The 19,692-nt window shown below is 55.0% G+C and carries 14 protein-coding genes; 4 read left to right on the top strand and 10 right to left on the bottom strand.

The window, feature by feature from the left end:
* Positions 1-92 precede the first annotated feature (92 nt).
* The gene (locus NYE26_RS02750; protein ID WP_339253696.1) at positions 93-5,078 is read right to left on the bottom strand and encodes a DUF4132 domain-containing protein; all 4,986 of its coding nucleotides are present in this window, start codon (positions 5,076-5,078) and stop codon (positions 93-95) included.
* A 13-nt stretch (positions 5,079-5,091) separates the two neighbouring features.
* Positions 5,092-5,511: a hypothetical protein gene (locus NYE26_RS02745; protein WP_036731220.1), complete on the bottom strand. Its 420-nt coding sequence runs from the start codon at positions 5,509-5,511 to the stop codon at positions 5,092-5,094.
* Between the two features lie 213 nt (positions 5,512-5,724).
* On the opposite strand from NYE26_RS02745, the gene NYE26_RS02740 reads away from it, so the two are divergent.
* Together NYE26_RS02740 and NYE26_RS02735 are read left to right on the top strand one after the other, a co-directional pair.
* On the top strand, positions 5,725-6,477 hold the full coding sequence (locus NYE26_RS02740) for a 3'-5' exonuclease (RefSeq protein ID WP_339253694.1): 753 nt from the start codon (positions 5,725-5,727) through the stop codon (positions 6,475-6,477).
* 240 nt (positions 6,478-6,717) lie between these two features.
* On the top strand, positions 6,718-7,482 hold the full coding sequence (locus tag NYE26_RS02735; RefSeq protein ID WP_339253692.1) for a MerR family transcriptional regulator: 765 nt from the start codon (positions 6,718-6,720) through the stop codon (positions 7,480-7,482).
* Positions 7,483-7,543: 61 nt separating this feature from the next.
* On the opposite strand, the gene NYE26_RS02730 is transcribed toward NYE26_RS02735, so the two are convergent.
* The 6 genes from NYE26_RS02730 to rbsK form a co-directional block, all read right to left on the bottom strand.
* Positions 7,544-8,104 carry a PepSY domain-containing protein gene (locus NYE26_RS02730; RefSeq protein WP_339253691.1) on the bottom strand — a complete coding sequence of 187 codons (561 nt, stop codon included), beginning with the start codon at positions 8,102-8,104 and terminating at the stop codon, positions 7,544-7,546.
* Between the two features lie 112 nt (positions 8,105-8,216).
* Positions 8,217-8,819, bottom strand: a complete 603-nt coding sequence (locus NYE26_RS02725; RefSeq protein ID WP_339253689.1) for a PepSY domain-containing protein — start codon at positions 8,817-8,819, stop codon at positions 8,217-8,219.
* Positions 8,816-10,183, bottom strand: a complete 1,368-nt coding sequence (locus tag NYE26_RS02720; RefSeq protein ID WP_339253687.1) for a HAMP domain-containing sensor histidine kinase — start codon at positions 10,181-10,183, stop codon at positions 8,816-8,818. Before NYE26_RS02720 ends, NYE26_RS02725 begins: the two co-directional genes overlap by 4 nt.
* Positions 10,180-10,872, bottom strand: a complete 693-nt coding sequence (locus tag NYE26_RS02715; protein WP_339253685.1) for a response regulator transcription factor — start codon at positions 10,870-10,872, stop codon at positions 10,180-10,182. The genes NYE26_RS02720 and NYE26_RS02715 overlap by 4 nt, the downstream gene beginning before the upstream one ends.
* 176 nt (positions 10,873-11,048) lie before the next feature.
* A complete protein-coding gene (gene aroD, locus NYE26_RS02710; protein WP_339253683.1) occupies positions 11,049-11,813 on the bottom strand; it encodes a type I 3-dehydroquinate dehydratase in 765 nt (254 codons plus the stop codon).
* 365 nt (positions 11,814-12,178) lie between these two features.
* Positions 12,179-13,117 (bottom strand): ribokinase, encoded by a 939-nt coding sequence (rbsK, locus tag NYE26_RS02705; RefSeq protein WP_339253681.1) that lies wholly within the window; start codon positions 13,115-13,117, stop codon positions 12,179-12,181.
* A 292-nt stretch (positions 13,118-13,409) separates the two neighbouring features.
* On the opposite strand from rbsK, the gene glgP reads away from it, so the two are divergent.
* Complete coding sequence (gene glgP / locus NYE26_RS02700; protein ID WP_339253679.1) at positions 13,410-15,026, top strand: alpha-glucan family phosphorylase; 1,617 nt, start codon at positions 13,410-13,412, stop codon at positions 15,024-15,026.
* A gap of 348 nt (positions 15,027-15,374) precedes the next feature.
* Complete coding sequence (katA, locus tag NYE26_RS02695) at positions 15,375-16,829, top strand: catalase KatA (RefSeq protein ID WP_339253677.1); 1,455 nt, start codon at positions 15,375-15,377, stop codon at positions 16,827-16,829.
* Positions 16,830-17,024: 195 nt separating this feature from the next.
* Here katA and NYE26_RS02690 read toward each other — a convergent pair whose 3' ends face one another.
* Both NYE26_RS02690 and NYE26_RS02685 read right to left on the bottom strand, forming a co-directional pair.
* Positions 17,025-17,867 carry a hypothetical protein gene (locus tag NYE26_RS02690; protein ID WP_051478491.1) on the bottom strand — a complete coding sequence of 281 codons (843 nt, stop codon included), beginning with the start codon at positions 17,865-17,867 and terminating at the stop codon, positions 17,025-17,027.
* Between the two features lie 175 nt (positions 17,868-18,042).
* On the bottom strand, positions 18,043-18,996 hold the full coding sequence (locus NYE26_RS02685) for a WYL domain-containing protein (protein ID WP_036731198.1): 954 nt from the start codon (positions 18,994-18,996) through the stop codon (positions 18,043-18,045).
* Positions 18,997-19,692 lie beyond the last annotated feature (696 nt).

The following is a 19,692-nucleotide window of genomic DNA, read 5'->3' as shown; positions in this document are numbered from 1 at the left end:
TCAGCACCGGTGCCTGTGGCATTGCTCTATATACGGCTGCGGTAAGCCGTGTCCCGTCCGTGCACAATCCGTTCCCCCACCCGCGCAGCCGCTCATCTGCTCAGCTGTACCAGAATCTGCGGGTCTTTGATCTTCGTATCATCAGCGAGCAGCACGACCTTGGAGAGTACCTCCGCTGTACGCGGGTCCTCGTCCAGGAACGGCAGGAACAACCGCCCCCGGTGCTGCGAATGCACCGGAATAATGGATAGGGCGCCCGCGGCCTGCTTGTACGCCTGGCCGCTGCCCAGATGCACAGCATACTCGCCCAGTGTACCGTCAATCCGTGCGTAATTGCCGTCCAGCCGGACGTTCTCAATCTTCAGCAGCCGCAGCGACTCGCTGACGATGACCCGGCGCATCTCTACAGTCGTCAGGCTCGCTTCCGGATCGACGCCGCCGACATGGGCCACGCTAACGACCAGATCCACATCCCGCATCACCTCCGAGAACAGCACTGGCGGCACCTGATCGAGCGGCACGCCCTTGTACGTCTTCCGGTCGAAGAACTGCACCGTCTCCAATGTCGGCGCTTCGGTATCGGCCGGTGAGAACCAGTCCGCCATGGCATAGAGCCGGACGATCAGGTTCTCGGCATAGAACACCTTCTGCAGCCCTTCCTCATAGCTGACCGTCCACTGCCGCCCCTTCAGCAGGGCGACTGTCTTGCTCGGCTGCACCTGATGGCCCGCATAACGGCGGGACAGCACGCCATGGGCCAGCTCATCCTCATTCGGCAGATACAGCTCGCGGAACACCTGCTTGAACGGCTGGCGGAGCTGACGGTCGAACAGATCCTTCTGGTACAGGCTCCATTGTCCGCTGCGGTATAGATCCAGCGGATGGGCAATCCGCAGCACAGTCTCCCCGCTCAGGGCCGTGGATTCACCCGCAGGACTTACCAGCGCCCCCTGATCCGCATCGTAATATCCCAACGCATCGCCGCTCATCAGCACCAGCTTATTAATCAGCGGTGCCAGCACCGGATTCCGGCTCAGCCCGGCAATCTCTGCCGGCGTGAAGCCGCTGCCGGACTCCATCGACCGCTCCAGTTCAGCCCGGGCGCGCCGGAACTGCCCGGTAAGCTCGCTCTTGGCCTCCTTCAGCGCTTCAATCCACTCATGCTTCTTGAAGCGTGCGGGCACCGACTTCAGCGCCTTCCCCTTGCTGGTCACCACATAATCGCTTTGCCCTTCTTCATCGATACTAAGCGAGACGAAGGTCTCTGCGTCCAGCTCATACGGCTCGAAGTACGCAGCATAATCATCCAGCTTGCGCGCCTCCATATCCCAGATCAGGCGGGTGACATCGGCATATCCGGCATTGCGTGCCAGGTTGCCAAGAGCAATCTGTACGGCCTGGCCTTCGCTGGCGCGGCGCTGTGCGCCGAACTTCTTGCTCTCCGCCAGGAAGCGCTGGATGAACTCATAACGTACGCGGATATCCTGCTCGCGGTCTTCTCCCAGCGGAATCAGGCTATAGCTGAGCAGATGATCCTTGCCCCGCTTCTGCTCCACAGACTGCTTCATCTCTTCCAGGTTCAGCTTGCCGAGCGTGGCATCGGCGAACAGCTGGGAACGGCGGTGGTTCGCACCGGCAGAGATATATTTGGCACAGTCATAGAGCAGCTCGAACCGCTCTTGTCCAAGCTCCTTGTAGGCGGACTGAAACCAGTTCACATCGAAGGCGCCGTCGTTGAACTCCTGCGGCGTGATCGGCGAGTAATGCGCCACCACCGTCTCTTTTTCGGCCGAGAAGCTCTCGTTAATGTGGGCGTGGAAGTACCAGGCCCCGCTGCGAAGCCCTTCCCAGCCCAGATACTCGGCAATGATCTCGATCCACTGCGGGGCGTACATGGCGGCTTCCAGCAGCTTTTGATCGGACAGCTTGTACTCCTGCAGCAAGGTCTTCAGCAGCTCCGCATTATCGCCCTCACGCGGATAACATACCTTGAGCAGATGACTGAAGGATTCCTTCTTCGTAATATTGTTGCCATAGCCATACACGTACCCGCGCACGAAGGTATCCTTGTTCAGCCCTGACAGGATACGGATACAATACTCCAGGCCCTCTATCCGCTGCAGCCCCATCGTCATGCCGGTCACCTCAGTCGGCAGGTCGCCGCGTCCCAGCTCAACCGCCAGCAGACGGTCGATGATCCTTGTGCGTAGCGCAACCATCTGCGGACTGTCTTCGATCCAATCATATCTGCGTGAACTGATCCAGCTCATATGGTTGCGTGCATCCTTACTCAGCAGCAGCTCCTTAAGCAGCGTCTCTTCGCGGATGATTCCACCGGTGAAGGCCTCAACGTAGTGCTTCAGTCCGATGATGCTGTCCCGCTCTTCGCCTCCGCTGATCCCCTCGAACCGGTAGCAGGTACGGAACATCTCCTTGAACTCCTCTGCTCCGTTCCATAGCTTCTGCACCATATCGACCCACGGATCAGCCAGCACAGACAGGAAAGGCCAGTCCGCCGCAAGCTTCTCCTCCGGGAACGCAGCCATCAGCGCATTCACCGCACCATTCACTTGGCGGAAGCCCTCCGGGCTCTTGTGGTCCGCGCGGTACGCATCCAGCAGCGTCTCTACCTGCCATCTGTACTTCAGCTTGTCTACTAGCTTCAACACAGCCTCGATCTGCTCCAGCGGGTAGACCCTTGACGCGAACTCCTTGCGCCACCCGGACAGCAGCTTCTGCTTACTAAGTTCCTTATCATCAATTCCTAAGGTGTCGTAACCGTCATAGTTATCCAGGGTCTCATCCAGCTCTTCCAGGCTGATATAGAAGTTCAACTCTATCAGATCCCGGGCGCTCCAGCCGCTCTTGTCCCAATATTCAGCCCATGCTTCATGCAGCGGGTACTGCTCAAGGGCGGATTTGCCGGTCTCCTCATCGTTAATTAAGTACCCCTGCAACGGTCTGAGGTTGGTGCCGATCAGCACCGTGTCCTTATAGCCGCTGTAATACTCAACCTCGTACTCTACGTCGCGGTGCTTGTGGATCGTGTTGTCCAGTCCCTTAAGGAATGTCTTGATCTGCTCCAAGGATAGCTTGAACACTTGATCCCAGGCGAATCCGTCAAGTACCGGCCCCTGCGTCAGCCACTCCTCCGACTGCTTGGGATCGAACAAGCCGAAGCCATTAGCCTTCGTATACTCATTCTTCTGGCTCAGCCTCGCGATCAGCTCTCGCTCCTGGTCGGAAGGCTTCTCCAGCGCCTCCGCCAGCGGACGGACCGCTTCAAAGAGTGCCTGCCGTTCTTCATCCTGGAACAACACGGTCATAATCTCCAGCCCTGCCTGCCGCTGCAGGGCATTCTTGCCCTGCACCAGTCTGTGGACGGACTCCTTCAGCGCTTCATCCGGCTGATTCAGCAGCATCCGGGTCACGCTCTGCCGCAGCGTACCGGTCTTAAGCTTCAGCAGCCCTTCGGCCATCAGCAGCTCATCCTCCGCCAGGGTCAGCCCCTGCGCCAGGTCCAGCGCCAGCTCCCGGTTCTTGATACTCTTGTCGGAGAGGCTGGCGAAGATGAATTCGCGCTGCACAGTATCCTCCGTATGCTGCACGAAGTAATTCAGCAGCTCCCCACGTATGTCCGTGCTGAGCTTGTCCTTCAGCGCCAGCAATTCATTCACCCAGGCCGGGTCCATATCATAGGAGATCAGATAAAGCATCTTTTGGACCGGCAGATCACGGGTGTAGTTGACCTGCAGGAAATCCAGCACCTTAGAGGTACCGGTCAGCTCCCGGCTGTCCGGATTCAGGAAGATATTCATTAGCAGGCTGAAGTCGCGCTGCCGCTCGCTTTTATCCTCAAGCTGCGGGCTGGTTACGACCTCGATCTTCGGCCCATTATCCTTCGGCCCTCTCCACATCCGGTTATAATCATAATTATAATTCGTCAGAATCCAGTACAGCAGCTCCGGCTCTTGCTCCTTCAGATACTTCCGGGCGCTGCTCAGGCGCACCTCCCGGTTCTGGCTGCCGGAAAGTACATACTCTGCTACAATCTTCTGGTAGGACTGGCCCTGTTCCATCAGGACATCCACCTTGCCGATCAGCTCATTCTCCTCATAGACAGCCGTCCCCCACAGGCTCAGGTAGACATGGTTGGCATTCTCGCTGGTCAGCCAGTCAGCCCGCAGCGCTTCATCCGTCAGCACCTGATAGGCTCCTTCAATCAGTTGCTTCGCCACCCGCTGGTTCTGGGCTTCCAGGCCCATCCCCGTCCATACGCCCAGGGCACGCACCACCGAGCTGTAGCGCACGAGATCATTGTCCAGAATCACCTTCAGCATATACAGGTTGTTCTCTATCGTCCCCTCATCCATCGTCTCCATAATGGACTGGCGCAGTCCCTCCTGCAGCCGGGCAGCCAGCAGCAGCTCGCCAATCATCTGAACAGCGGCCTGGTTACGGCTGAGGAATGCACCTTTTATCATATTGCGGCTGAGCAGTGCCCCCTGGTTGTCCCCGTACACCGCATCCTTAAGCAGCTCCTCCATTCCGCTGCCGCTGCGGTCCAGCTCATAGGCGACTACATCGGGAACGGCAACATCTACACGGTAAGAGATACTGTAATCCTTTTCATAATCCCCCTTAAGGTACTCCGGTAACGAGAATTCAATTAACTCCATATAGATCAGGGCATTGATTTTGCGGAGGATCTGCATCCGGTGCGCCTGAACCTCCCGGGTCCGGAACGGCCGGCGCAGATACCCTATGGAATAAGGGTACTCCACTGCATGCTTAACTATGTAACGGGCAAGCTCAACGGTATGTGTGCTGTACAGCTGCTGCATGATCCCCATCAGCGGCTCCCAGTATCCGGTAAAATCAGCCTGAGCCGCAGCAGCGCGATCATCCATGATAACAAGGAAGCGGTCCAGCGAATCCTCCCCTTCATGAAGGTAGCGGTTCTTGCTGAACTCCGCGAGCAGGCCTGCCAGCTCCGCGCCTTCCCCCTTCAGCCCATGGGCTTTGCTCTCAACATCCGCGTACCACTGAGTCTCCCACTCTGCATTTCCGATTTTCATCCTGTCATCTCCCTCACCATAGTCTTCCTGCCAGCATCGTGAACCGGATCAGCGTCAGCTCATCGCCCTCTTCGAGCCTCAGCGGCTCATCCAGCGCGGAACATTCCGCTTCCTGCACGAATACCTTGTACAATCCGTCTTCGTAAGCAAGCAGTGCTGCAGCCGTAGCCTGCTCTACCTCAGGCTTCGTCTCACCGTACACCGTACCGAATCCGACCTTGCCGTTATCGCCCTGCTCCGCAATTTCATTTGCGGTCAGGTAAGGGATTAGATCTCCCCGCTCCTGCCGCTCCAGCATCGCCTGCACCTGCCCGGCTACAATCTCCGAGATCAACGCGCGCAGCGTCTGCGGACGGTCAGCAAGCAGCAGCTCCTTACGCTCCAGCACCGGCCTGCGTTTACCCAGGCTTTTGACGGTTACATACAGCTTCATGGCCTTCCCTCCTTACCTCAATAACTCTATTCGACAGATTATCTAGTTCATTACCCGATTTCCCAGAAATCAACCCGTTCCCCCGGCCGAAAATTCAAATTTGTGCGGATACAGAGCATCCGGTATCTGTACAGCTCTTTTTTTGCTAAAATAGAAGGGTCGGCGCATTTCCATGCAATCCTGGCGCCAGTCACTGAAACGGAGGCATTACCTGTGGATTATATTATTCTGGACATCGAATTCAACGGCCGCAAATTTGCCAGCGAGCATCCTATGGAGGTCATTGAGATCGGAGCGGTCCGGTTAGACGCTTCATTGCAGGTTAAGGATGAATTCTCAGCCTTAATCAGACCCATATACTTCTCCACCCTGAATTCATTCATCAAGAAAAAAACCGGCATCCCCCAAGAGGATATCGACGTCGCCAGCCGGTTCCCGAAGGTCATTACCGCCTTCAGAGCGTGGCTTGACCAGAGCGCTGACGGCGTGCTGCTCTTAACCTGGGGCGGCGAGGATATGAAGCGGATTATCCAGGATGTGCGGATGCACAAGATGGATGATGCCTACTGGATGGAGGCCACCTACTTCGATTTGCTCAAGGGCGTCCTGCGCGCCCGCGGCCTCAGTAACGACATCAGCGTCGAAGGGGCCATGGCCCTCTTCGGCCTGGAGCCTTCCGGCTCCGCCCACCGCGCGCTGGACGATGCCAAGATGACGGCGGAGATCTTCCGCGCAGTCTTCAGCGAGCTGGACTTCGGCCGTGCCCAGCACTATGTCGATACCTTCTCGAACGCAAGGGAACGCAAGACGGTTAAGATCGCCATCAAAGCCATGACCGCCCAAAAAATCGTCCCCACCTGGGAGCTGGTCGCCGAGCATTACTTCCCTGCGGAGGATGCCTTGGCGGACCCCCGGAAGCTGGCAGAGCTTAAGGCGTATTTCACCGCCCAGCTTAGCAAGAAATAACCCCATATGCCCGCGCAGCAGCGGCAATCTCCCGAGGCATAGCCTGGGCGGTTGCCGCTGTTTGCTTTTCCAGCACACGGTTACCCGCCCTGCTGTCTGGTTATTATACAAATTAAGAGTTGACCTTGCCGTTACGTCAAAGTATACAGTTAGATCTGTAAGCGGCCGCTTACCCGGCGGGAACGCCTTGAATCCGTTCTCTGCTGTATACACCAAGACAGATTGGAGGCAGATTGGACCATGGAATATACGGTGCAGAAGCTGGGGACACTCGCGGGGATCAGTGCACGGACCCTGCGGTATTACGATGAATTCGGCATTCTGAAGCCGGCCAGAATCAGTTCCTCGGGATACCGGATCTACGGCCAGGCTGAGGTAGACCTGTTGCAGCAGATTCTCTTCTACCGGGAACTGGGCCTCGGCCTGGAGGCGATCAGAGATATTGTCCATTCGCCCTCCTTCGACGGCGCCCGCGCCCTGCGCGAGCACCATGACCAGTTGCTTCAGCGGAGACAGCAGCTGGACCGGCTCATCGCGAACGTCGAGCAGACCATTGCACACACAGAAGGGAGAAGTATAATGAGCAATCAGGAGAAATTCGCAGGCTTCAAGCAGAAGCTGATTGACGATAACGAGCAGAAGTACGGCCAGGAGATCCGGGAGAAATACGGCGCGGAAGCTGTGGAGCAGTCGAACCGCAAGCTCAGCCATATGACGGAGGAGCAGTACGCTGCCCTTCAACAGCTGGAGGCCGATATGTTCGCGTCACTGGAGCAGGCGATGGAGGAAGGCGACTCGGCAAGCGAACTGGCGCAAAAGGCCGCCGATCTGCACCGCCAATGGATCAGCTTCTATTGGGATACGTACACCAAGGAAGCCCATGCAGGCGTAGCCCAGATGTATGTCGATGATGAGCGCTTCACCGCTTATTACGACCAGCGCCGCCCCGGCATGGCCGCGTTCCTGCGGGATGCAGTGCATGTGTATACTGGAGCGAAGCAGTAGACGTAATCGTTTGGCATAGCAAAGAGGCAGCCGTTCAATCCGGCTGCCTCTCTTTTACATATCAATCATCATCCTCGTCGGAATCCGTATCGGTGTACACAACCTTGGCAGTATACGCATCGACACCTACTTCTGTCTTGACCTGCCCGTTCCTGACTTCAACCTCATAGACAGCTCCTCCATGGTCCCGGTCCAGATCAATCTCGGTGACCGTCCCCTTCACAGCAGCTTGAGCCACCTCAGCCGCCTTGCCTGCAGTAATCAGCTTCCCGCCTGAGGCTGGGGCTGCCTTGAAAGAGTCATCATCGTCTGCATCCTTGCGCACGCTGATCACTTTTCCCGAATAGGCATCTACCCGGACATCTATCTCCTGCTTGGTCTGCTGAATTTCGATATCGTAATACGTGCCGCTGGCCTTCTTCTCCAGATCGATGCTCTCCACCTGTCCCGGAGCTGCCTTCAGGGCAATCTGCTCGGCTTTGCTTACACTAATTAACGTTTTGCTCTGACTCTTCACTGCTGCGGCTGCATCTGCCGTACTGCCCTTCAGCTCGCCTATACCATAAGCGCCTCCGAGAATAAGTGCTGCCGCCGTGATACCGCTCCATATCTTTGTCTTCAATGTTAACGCCTCCTAAGTTCATTCTTCGCTGCTTCATGTAGTAACTATAACGCTACAATCTGAGAGAACAGCGGGAGTAACATTAGAATTCGCTGAGAAAAAAACAGATACCCTAGGAATCGTCCCCATCCGGCTCTTCCCAGGTCACAGACATAATATGGCCCGAGATGGCATTCACCTGGACTACGGCCTCCCGCCCGTCTGAAGTATGGATCTCCACCAGATAATAAGCGCCTGCCGCATCAATTCCCGTATCCACATCGTCCAGCTCCCCCGGTACCTCACGCAAAGCCAGACTGACAGCCTCCTCTTGGGAGACTACGCTCTGCGCTGACGGGGTAGGTGCTGGTGACGGGGTAACGGCAGCTCCGCCAGATGGAGCTGGAGTAGCGGCAGACGTAGGCTGCACCGCCGGTTCGTCCGTGCGCTTCAACAGCACGATGGAGAGAATCTCGCCGGTAACTCCGTCCAGCGTCAGCTCATACCGTCCTTGCTCCGTCTGAAGCACCGCTATATAAGCTCCGGCTTGCAGCTTCAGACTGTCTACCTTACCGGCATATTCGCTCAGCACAGCCAGCTCCGCCTGATCTCTGGATAACAGCGGCTCCGAATCCTTCCCGAATATCCGGAAGGCAACCCAAGCCAGCAGCAGGAAGACCACCATACCTATGACTGCCTTGTACATTTTGCTCTTATTCCTTGGATGCTGGTTCATTGTCCACCTCCCCTGCGGTCCGCAGCCATGCGGATCGTCACCGAGGTTCCCAGGCCTACCGTACTATCCATGGACAGCTCCGCTCCGATCGCCCCCGCGATCTCTGCGGCTAGCGACAGCCCCAGGCCTGCCCCTCCGTTCTCACGGGTTCTCGCCTCATCCACTCTATAGAAACGGTCGAATATCTTCGGCAGCTCCTCCGGCGGAATTCCAATGCCGCGGTCGGTAATCACAATCATCCGTTCCTGCCCGGCAGCCTCAATACGCACGGTTATCTGCTCATCGCTGTATTTGCGGGCATTGTCCAGGAAGATGAACAGCAGCTGCCGGAGCTTCGCTTCATCGCTGTAGCCTTCGGGTGACCCCTTGACCTGAACCGTGACCTCTCTCCCGTACGCATTATGAAAAGCCTTCGCCGAAGAACGCACCAGCTCCTCCAGATCCATCACCTTCAGCTCCAGATCCCACTGCTCCGGGTGCTTCGCCAGCAGCAGGAGCTGCTCCGTCATTTCCTTCATCCGCACAGCTTCGGAATGGATGGCCTCAACCGATTCATCGAACAGCTCCGGGTGATCCCGCCCTCTGCGCTTCAGCAGACTGGCATAGCTCTCAATAACCGTCAGCGGTGTGCGCAGCTCATGGGAGGCATCCGACACGAATTTCTCCTGCTTCACATAATTGCTCTCTAAGAGGCCTATCATGTCGTTGAAGGTATGCCCCATCTCCACCAGCTCATCCTTCGAGTGTGCTTTCAGCGGAAGCCTGCGGAATTTCCCGCTGCGCTGAATCTCCCGCATAGTCGCCGTCATTTGGACGATGGGCCGCATAATCAGGCCCGACAACAGGCGGCCGGAGAGCAGCAGCGGAAGCAGCACCGCAAGCGTAGCGCCTGCAAGGACCAGCCGCAGCACCCGCAAGGTATCCATCGTGCCCTCCAGACTTTTGGTCATCTGGACATTCAGGACGTTCCCGTCCGTCCAGATGACGGGAACGCTCACGAACGCATACAAGCGTCCGTCCACCCGGACCCGCTCCGCCTGCTTCCCGGGATGGTAGACCGGCTTCAGCCGGCTGATCTCCTGCCCGGAAATTGAGGTAACCGGTGCCGGTCCGCCCCCGTCCACAGTGAGCAGCCGTAGCATTCCCTCCACCGGCACATATGCCCGAAGCAGCTCCGGTGCCGTTACCCCGTCTCCCGTTTTTTTCATCGCGGCAGCAATTCTGGCCGTCTCGGCAGATGCCTGCCCGAGCTGGCTGTCTAGTGACATCCGGCTGAACACGCCGTAGATGAACAGATTCATGAGAATAAGCAGCACGGCGAACAGCACGCTGGAATACAGATGAATGGTGCTCCGCAGCTTCATGGGGCATCCTTCAGCACATAACCAACGCCCCGCACGGTATGAATCAATTCAGGCTGGTGGTCCAGCGTAATTTTTTTGCGGACATAGCGGATATAGACATCCACAATATTCGTATCGCCGTAATAATCGTATCCCCAGACGGCAGCCATGATCTGCTCCCTGTTCAGCACCTGGCGCTTATTCTTCAGCAGGTAGACCAGCAGGTCGAACTCCCGGGGAGTCAGCTCGATGCTCCGGCCTGCCCGCTTCACCTCCCGCGTAGTTTCGTTCAGCTCCAGATCCTCTGCCATCAGCAGGTTGACGGCTTCCTCTCTCCTCCGCCCCGAGGCCAGCCGCAGCGCAGCACGGACACGCGCCAGCAGCTCCTCAATTTGAAACGGCTTCGTAATATAATCATTGGCCCCAAGGTCCAGGCCTGATACTTTATCCTCTACAGAGCTTTTGGCTGTAAGCAGCAGCACCGGCGTATCGGGATCACCCGCCCGGATTCGCCGCAGCAGCTCTATGCCGCTGAATCCAGGCAGCATCACATCCAGCAATAACAGATCCGGCTGCTGCTCCTGGTACATCTCCAGCCCCTGATGGCCGCTCCCGGCAATGGACACATGGTATCCCTCGCATTCCAGCTCAATCTGCAGCAGACGGGCAATTCTCACCTCATCCTCCACCACCAGAATCAATTCTGTCATCGGCGCTCCGCCCCTTCTACTTGGTTGCCTCCATTGTAGGCCATGGGCAGCTACAGTTTCAAACTCCGCCCGCTATTTGCTATCTCTCTCTATATGCAAAAGGGTGCTTCCACCGTAATACCGGCCGGAAACACCCCTGTCCATCTTCATTTCTTCTGCGTCTGAACCGGCAGCCGCTACAAGCTGCGGTGCAGCAGTTCCAGCACACCGCGCAGCTCGGCGACTGCCACCTGCCCCGGTGCCGAAGGCTTATGCGCCGCACCGAAGGTCAGCGCCGAGCCGAAAATCTCCCCCGCCAGCCGGCTGATCACGCCCTCCCCGGCCATCGACATCGTAATAATCGGACGGTCCGCATACTGCTCCTGCATCCGGTTCGTCGCCGCCAGCAGGGTCAGCACATCGGCTGGACCCTGCGGCATTACGGCAATCTTGGGCAGATCGCCGCCCAGCTCCTGCGCCCGGCGCAGCCGGGATACGATCTCCTCCTCGGACGGTGTCCCGTGGAAATCATGATTCGAGACAATCACGAACACCGCCTGCCCATGCGCTGCGGCAATCAGCTTGCGGACTTCCGCTTCCTCATGGAACAGCTCCACATCCACAATATCCACCAGTCCGCTCTCTACCGCAGCCAGGTTCAACTCGAAGTAATAGGCGGTGGAGATTTCCTTCTCCCCGCCCTCCTTGGTGCTGCGGAAGGTGAAGATCAGCGGAATCTCCGGCAGCAGACGCTGAATGTCCTCCAGCACCTGAGTTACGGCATTAATATCTTCCACCTCCGTGAAGAAATCACTGCGCCACTCCACCACATCCGGCGCCAGTGCGACTAGCGCCTCAGCTTCTTCACGCAGCTCCGTCCGCGTCGTTCCGACCAGCGGAACACAGATTTTGGGCATCCCTTCTCCGAGGGTTATATTCTTGACGGTTACTGTACCGCTCAAACGTGTCAGCTCCTTAGCGGACCCGGAGTCTCAGAGCTTCCTCTGACGCTCCCCGCTTAATTTGTCTGTTATATAAAACGCACTTAAGGTTTGAACTCGAAGCTTGGTCGTCGCTGCGGTGAACATTTGGACTTCCGGCCGCTGTTGTCACCAGATTTCTTGATTTAATCCGCTACTCGCGGTTGAAATCCGTTGATTAGCTGATGCTTACGATGCGAGCTTTCCTTCGGAAAGCTTTCAGGCGGACGCTACCGCTCCTACAGTTCCAAATTTCCCCTCCGCTTCTTTTTGCTTTTCGTTAATTTCTTTAGTGCGTCTTATATAGCAAGTGCTTCCTCTATCTCACACACGCAATCTACTGGGATCTACAGGTCTTGTGGCTCTGCATTAGCAGCTGTCCGCAGGAACTGCTCCACCTCTTCCAGTCTGGGCAGAGAAGCAATCGCCCCCGTCTTGCCCACCGCCAGCGCACCCACTGCATTGGCGAAGCGGACTGCTTCCTCCAGCGTCCTGCCGCAGGTCAGCTGCCAGGCCAGCGCCCCGTTGAAGGAATCTCCGGCTGCCACCGTATCTACCGCTTGCACAGGGAACCCCTGAACATGCCGGCTTCCGGCAGCGTCCACGATTAGCGCCCCTTTGGAGCCCAGCGTTACAATGACGTGCCGGACCCCTTTTGACAACATTATCCGGGCCGCACGCTCTGCATCCTCCACACTCTCCACAGCGATACCGGCCAGAATCCCCGCCTCTGTCTCATTCGGAGTCAGGTAGGTAATATGGTGCAGCAGCTCATCGCTCAGCGGCTGGGCCGGAGCCGGATTAAGAATCACCGGAATCCCATGCCGGTACGCCAGGACTGCGGCAGCCTCGCACATCGCCAGATCCGTCTCCAGCTGCATCACCACGATCCCGGCTCCGCTGATCACTGTCTCAAGTGCTTCAATATCCTCCGGCTTCATCTCCACATTCGCGCCAGGCACTACGATGATCCGGTTCTCACCGGACCCGTCGACCACAATGGAAGCCACCCCTGTAGCCTGGGATTCACTTAGCGAGATATACTCGGTATGAACCCGCTCCTGCTCCATAATCTCCAGCAGCCCGCTGCCAAAAGCATCCTTTCCCACTCTGCCGATCATCGTCACATCCGCGCCCAGCCTGGCCGCCGCAACGGCCTGATTGGCCCCTTTTCCGCCCGGAGACAGAGCGAACCCCTGACCGAACAAGGTCTCACCCGCCTCCGGCGCGCGCTCTGCCCGCACGACCATATCCATATTCAGACTTCCAATTACGACTATACTCAATCCTTTACACCACCACTTGGTTTATTGTTTGCTTTATGGTTTAGATGAAGCTTGTACATTTTTACTCCCCTTATCTTATGGCCTTCCGGCAGGTTTATCAAATTTTATTTATCGGCTCCGCAGGCAGCCAGTTGTCACCGAAACTCCGCTGTGCTTTTTAAGAATAAGTATGCTAGAATGATGGTGCAATCGCTTCCAGAGCCCGTCCTGCCTCATGGGGCAAACGTTTGCATCTTAGATACAGCCTGCAGCAACTCGTTATTATCTAAATCGCATTTAGGAGGCTTATCACGTGAGCGAGAACCATTTACCGTCAGTAGCTTATTTCAGCATGGAGTATGGACTGCATTCCGATTTCAAAATGTACGCCGGAGGCCTGGGCATTCTGGCCGGAGATTACATCAAGGGCGCGCAGGATATCGGGGCACCCATCGTCCCCATCGGACTCAAATGGAAACAGGGCTACACGGACCAGAAGATTGATGCGGACGGCAACCCCTACGACTCTTACCACAACTATGTGTACGACTTCCTGGAAGATACGGGCGTCAAGGTCACGGTAAAAGTCAGAAAGACCGATGTGGTCTGCAAAGTGTGGAGAACCGACCATTTCGGTAACCGTCCGCTCTATTTGCTCGACACCGATATCCCGGAGAACAGTGATGCCTGGATTACCGGCCAGCTCTACGGCTGGTTCGGGGAGGAGCGGATTGCCCAGGAGATCGTGCTGGGCATCGGCGGCGTCAAAGCCATGCGCGCTCTAGGAATTAAGATCGATGTCTATCACTTCAACGAGGGACATGCGGCGCTCGCTGCAATCGAGCTGATCCGGGAGAAGATGTCAGGCGGCAGTACCTTTGAAGAAGCCTGGAAGGCTACACGGGAAGAGGTTGTGTTCACTACACATACACCGATTAAGGAAGGCAACGAGACCCATCCGCTGGACCGGCTGGAGTACATGGGGGCCTTTAATGGCTTAACCCGGGCGCAGATGGAGCGGATCGGCGGGGAGCCGTTCAATATGACCGTCGCTGGTCTAAGGCTGTCGCGGATCTCGAATGCGGTCGCCCAGCTTCATGCCGATACTGCCAACAAGATGTGGAAGGAAGTCGCCGGCAGATCCGAGATCATCGGCATCACCAATGCGATTCACACCCCTACCTGGGTAGATGAGCGGATGACCCGTGCTTTTGAGGAGGGCGGCGACCTGTGGGCCGTCCACAAGGAGATCAAGCAGGAGCTGATCAGCTTCATCGAAGAACGCTCCAGGATCGCCCTGAATCCAGAGCATCTGCTGATCGGGTTCTCCCGCCGCGCCGCTCCCTACAAGCGCAGTGACTTGATCTTCTCCCGGCCGGATATTATAGAGCCGTACCTGGAGAGCGGCAAGATTCAGATTGTGTTCTCCGGCAAGGCGCACCCGCTGGACGACAACGGCAAGCGGATCGTCAGCAACCTTGTAGCCATGATGCGCAAATATCCGAAGAGCGTAGTCTTCCTGGAGAACTACGATATGACCATCGGAGCCCAGCTGACCCGCGGCTCTGACATCTGGCTGAACAATCCGCGCAGACCGCTCGAAGCCAGCGGAACCTCCGGAATGAAGGCCGCCATGAACGGCGTTCTGAACTGCTCCATCCTGGACGGCTGGTGGCCGGAGGCCTGCATCGACGGCGAGAACGGCTGGCAGATCGGTGACGGCTTCGAGACTACCGACTTTGCGGTGCTTGACCAGCATGACAGCGATGCACTGTACGAGACCCTTCTGAACCGCGTCCTCCCGGTCTTCTATGAGAATCAGGCCAAGTGGGTGCAGATGATGCACCGCAGCATCGAGACCACCCGCACCGAGTTCGCCACCAAGCGCATGCTGGATGAATACTATAACCGTATGTATATCCCAATCTAACTTACAGTAGTTTTTGCTCCTGTCACCCGCATCCAGTTGCTGCTGCTCCGTTACTGTTCACGAATCCCCCTCCTGTCCGCTGCTGCGGGCGGGAGTTTTTTAGGCCCTCCTGACATTTCCCATACCGCTACTTGTAGCTTCATCCGGCCTCATTCTGCCCATCTTCACGCTGCTCTTAATGGAGCTTTATTTCTCACCCGCAGACCATCGCTCATATCATGAATCTATCTTCTCCCGCATACACTTAATTATAATAATTATAAAAAAGGATTGATTTTATTTAAATTCTTGCTATTATAATATTTATACTTATTCTAAAATCAAATCCTATACGAGGTGATTGTGTTCATGACCACAAATAATAACAACAAGCTAACGACAAGCTGGGGCGCCCCCGTAGGTGACAACCAGAATTCAATGACCGCCGGTGCCCGTGGCCCCGTGCTGCTGCAGGATGTCCATCTGCTGGAGAAGCTGGCCCACTTCAACCGTGAGCGTGTTCCTGAGCGTGTCGTTCATGCCAAAGGCGCCGGTGCCCATGGTTATTTTGAAGTCACCAATGATCTCTCCCAATATACGAAGGCTGCCTTCTTGTCGGGCGTCGGCAAACGCACCCCGATGTTCATCCGTTTCTCTACCGTAGCCGGGGAGCTGGGTTCATCCGATACTGTGCGCGATCCGCGCGGCTTTGCTGTGAAATTCTACACTGAGGAAGGCAACTACGACCTGGTCGGCAATAACACGCCTGTCTTTTTCATCCGTGATGCCATCAAGTTCCCTGACTTTATCCATACCCAGAAGCGCCATCCGCAGACCCATCTGAAGAACCCGAATGCCGTCTGGGACTTCTGGTCCCTCTCCCCCGAGTCTCTGCACCAGGTGACGATTCTGATGTCCGACCGCGGCATCCCGGCTACTCTCCGCCATATGCATGGCTTCGGCAGCCATACGTTCAAGTGGGTGAATGCCGAAGGTGCAGCCGTCTGGGTGAAATATCACTTCAAGACAGAGCAGGGCGTCAAGAACCTCGATGTTAAGCTGGCAGCACAGCTAGCCGGGGAGAACCCGGATTATCATACAGAGGATTTGTTCAACGCCATTGATACTGGAGACTTCCCGGCCTGGAGGCTGCATGTCCAGATTATGCCTGTGGAGGATGCCGACACCTACCGCTTCGATCCATTTGATGTAACCAAGGTATGGTCGCAGAAGGATTATCCGTTGATTGAGGTAGGCCGCATGGTGCTGGACCGCAATCCTGAGAATTACTTCGCCGAAGTGGAGCAGGCTACCTTTTCCCCCGGCTCGTTCGTTCCAGGCATAGAAGCTTCTCCAGATAAAATGCTTCAGGGCCGCCTTTTCGCATACGGGGATGCCCACCGCTACCGGGTAGGAGCGAACCATAACCACCTGCCGATTAACCGGCCTATCGCAGAGGTCAACAATAATCAGCGCGACGGCGCGATGAATGCTACGAATAACGGGGGAGGCTCCGTCTACTACGAGCCCAACAGCGCCGGCGGGGCTACCGAGTCAGCGCCGCATAAAGCGGCTGCTTTTGAAGTCTCCGGCCAGGCGGACAGCGTGTCTTATGACCATGACGATCACTACACTCAGCCGGGTGACCTGTACCGTCTGCTCAGTGAAGAGGAGCGTGCCCGGCTCGTGAGCAATATTGTCGGCGCGATGACTCCAGTGGAGTCCGAGGAGATCAAGCTCCGCCAGATTGGCCACTTCTACCGAGCCGATCCGGAGTTTGGCCGGCGAATTGCAGAAGGACTGGGTTTGGCTGTAACAGAGTAACCTCTATCCACAGCAAAAAAGGGATAAGCATCGTCGCTTACCCCTTTTTTGCATGATATGCAGCTTATATTTCCAGATTCATGAGACAGAGAGATTTTAGACTAGTGGCCTGCTCCGTGATTGTTAATAGAGATATTGCCAGAGGATGCGGATAAGTGGCCGCCTGCGCTTGCCGTTGTTACCACTACGCTTGCACTAATCAGCAATACGGCTGTTAATAACGAGATCGCCTTTTTCATCTTTTAAAAACTCCCTCTCTAAGATATTTTTCATTACATTTTGATAAGATTCTTGTTGTTCTGCGGTCGCATGGCTTCGGATATGTTCATAAAACGACACAATCTTCCTAAAGCCTGTCCCGTCATAAAGTTTACTACTTATTACCAAAATATAGAGAGTCAGATTAATTGCATCATGAATTTTCTCCCTTTTATACAAATAAATTGCACTAAGATGCATGTAGTCTATGTAGTATCTGATATCTTCCTGCTTCTCTCTGCAGCTTAGTTCCTTCAATGGCTCATTGAATTCATCCAGTACCCAGTCGATAGAAAAGTTGTACTTAATGGCCGATTCCAGCACAGTAATCAAGCAGGCAAGCAGTTCCTCCTGGTCCCCTGTACGAATGAATTCAACATAATCAGGGAGAACTTCTACCTTTCCTTCCAGCAGATCAATGACGAAGGTGTTGGCAATCGCAATGTTCCTGTAGTATTCCACTTCTACGGCAGCTTCCTGATCCACATCCGTGATCCAGCTCAAATCCGAATACAAGCCTATACACTTTCTTGATTCAGCGAGGTTACCGAGCTTTTGATAGGCAATCCCCTTCATGCACGCACTGTAGCCGAGATAATACGCTATATTTTTTTTCAAATAATACTTCTTTGCACCCTGTCGATGGGAGCCGTAGGTTAGAACTGCAAGTTCAAAGAGCTTGTCTGAAATCTCGAGAATTGCCGTCCAGTTCTCCCATGAGAACGAGACTTTAAGCATGTCTGTCAAAGAGTCTTCATTCATCCCATCCAGTTCCAGCAATTTCTATCTTGCCTCCTATCATTCCATTATATTCCAATAATAACCTGCTTCACCGCTCCGGTCAATTCATTCCCGACATATATATCTCTAAAAAAGCCTTTATTCTCCAGTTGAGCTATTCAATCTAACCTTTTCGACATTTTTATTCCATATTATGTAATATTGTAGTCTGCGGCTACTGCTGATACACATCCAGCCACTGCTCCAGCTGCTCCTTCAAGCGCTCCCTGGCCGACTCCGGCTCCAGAATCTCAGCATTCGGGCCATACTGCAGAATCCACTTGATGAACTCCTTCTCATTATTAACGGTGACTTCGAACAGCAGCGTTCCATCGCATTCTTCGCTCATCCGCGGCTGTACGAACAGCTCCTCTTCCTTAATGTAACGCGCCACCTCCGGATCGAACCGTACCTTGAACGTGACATTCCGGGTCCCCCGGTTGATCGACCAGGTATTTTTCAGATATTTTTTAATATTGAAATTTCCCTTATCAAAAGTGGAAGCCGTCATCTCGACCTGCTCAAACCGGCTGATCCGGAACGTACGAATTGCGCCCTTCAGATGGCAATAGCCAATCAGATAAAAGCGCTGATCCCGCGGGATCAGATAATAAGGATCAATCTTCCGCGCTGTAGTGGCGTTGCGTGACTGCGAGTGGTATACCGTCCGGATGCTGCGCTGCTCCAGAATCGCTCCAATAAGCGGCTGCAGGAAGTTCCGGCTCTCCTTGCGGTAGGCAGGGGTACCCATTTGAATAATATCCGCGATATTCTCCAGCAGGCCATTCTGCCGCGATTTCTCCTTCAGATGAGTCCCCATCACCTTGTCATAAGCAGAATGAAAACCCGGCGGGATTCTATCCGGATTCAGCACAGAAGGCAGCAAAGAGAACGCCAGCGACTCCTGCTCCGAGAAATCCAGCGGATATAAAAAGAATTTGCCCATGAACCGGTAGCCCGTGCCTCTTCCCTCATTCGTAACCGGTGCAAAGTGGCTGATCACCTCAAGATCCCTGTAGATCGTTCTAATATTCACCTCGCACCTAAAAGCCAAGTCTGCTGCGGTAATCCCCGGGTTCGACTGAATGGCGTTAATGATTCTGAAAATCCGTATTACTTTGTCTGTCATAACAAATGCTCCTCAGCTTCCAAGTAAGTGTTGCCTATGATCCAATAGTCCAATAGTTATACTATATCAGTTCTATAGAAACATAACGCCCTCCCATACTATTGCAACATTCCAGCCCTTACAACAAATCACCCTAGCGGGTGAATGATACTGGTGCCTCTATACCACTCGTATACGAAGCTCACTTTTCTCCATCTCTCTGCCTTCTGGCGGCCATTTGACAACTACAGCCCTAAGCGCTCTGGCTCACAGATACTCTGAGTTCTATGTGTTCGGTTATTCGATTACATTCGGCCTACGTGGCGCTCCCAGTCCAATTGTATTCGGTTTTTCGATTACATTCGGCCTTCATGGCGCTCCCAGTCCAAATGTGTTCGGTTTTTCGCATACATCCCGCCCCGTTTAGCTCCTCCGCAACAAATGTATTCGGTTTTCCGCACACACTTGCCCCCTTCGCCTTCCCAGAATCACATTGTGTTCGGTTTTTCGCATACATCCGCCCTGTTTAGTTCCTCCGCAGCAAATGTATTCGGTTTTCCGCACACGTTCTGATTTGTTTCTTACTTTAATGGCGATAATGGCGATGCTTCCACCTCCTATCTCTTACCAATTCTAAGCATTTTCTCTCACCGACCGCTTGAATTGAGCCGCATTGTTGCATATCTTGCAGGATTTCTCTAAAAATGTTACGGGCTA

Origin of the sequence: Paenibacillus sp. FSL P2-0136 (assembly GCF_037975325.1) — a bacterium.
Classification (GTDB): domain Bacteria; phylum Bacillota; class Bacilli; order Paenibacillales; family Paenibacillaceae; genus Paenibacillus_AQ; species Paenibacillus_AQ silagei.
Note: the sequence above shows the minus strand (reverse complement) of the source record. Positions and strands in the feature narration are given on the sequence as shown.

Excerpts from the sequence above, each read along its gene's own strand:
- NYE26_RS02750 (WP_339253696.1), bottom strand. The coding sequence starts at position 5,078 with ATGAAAATCGGAAATGCAGAGTGGGAGACTCAGTGGTACGCGGATGTT.
- NYE26_RS02745 (WP_036731220.1), bottom strand. The coding sequence starts at position 5,511 with ATGAAGCTGTATGTAACCGTCAAAAGCCTGGGTAAACGCAGGCCGGTG.
- NYE26_RS02735 (WP_339253692.1), top strand. The coding sequence starts at position 6,718 with ATGGAATATACGGTGCAGAAGCTGGGGACACTCGCGGGGATCAGTGCA.
- NYE26_RS02725 (WP_339253689.1), bottom strand. The coding sequence starts at position 8,819 with ATGAACCAGCATCCAAGGAATAAGAGCAAAATGTACAAGGCAGTCATA.
- NYE26_RS02720 (WP_339253687.1), bottom strand. The coding sequence starts at position 10,183 with ATGAAGCTGCGGAGCACCATTCATCTGTATTCCAGCGTGCTGTTCGCC.
- NYE26_RS02715 (WP_339253685.1), bottom strand. The coding sequence starts at position 10,872 with ATGACAGAATTGATTCTGGTGGTGGAGGATGAGGTGAGAATTGCCCGT.
- katA (WP_339253677.1), top strand. The coding sequence starts at position 15,375 with ATGACCACAAATAATAACAACAAGCTAACGACAAGCTGGGGCGCCCCC.
- NYE26_RS02685 (WP_036731198.1), bottom strand. The coding sequence starts at position 18,996 with ATGACAGACAAAGTAATACGGATTTTCAGAATCATTAACGCCATTCAG.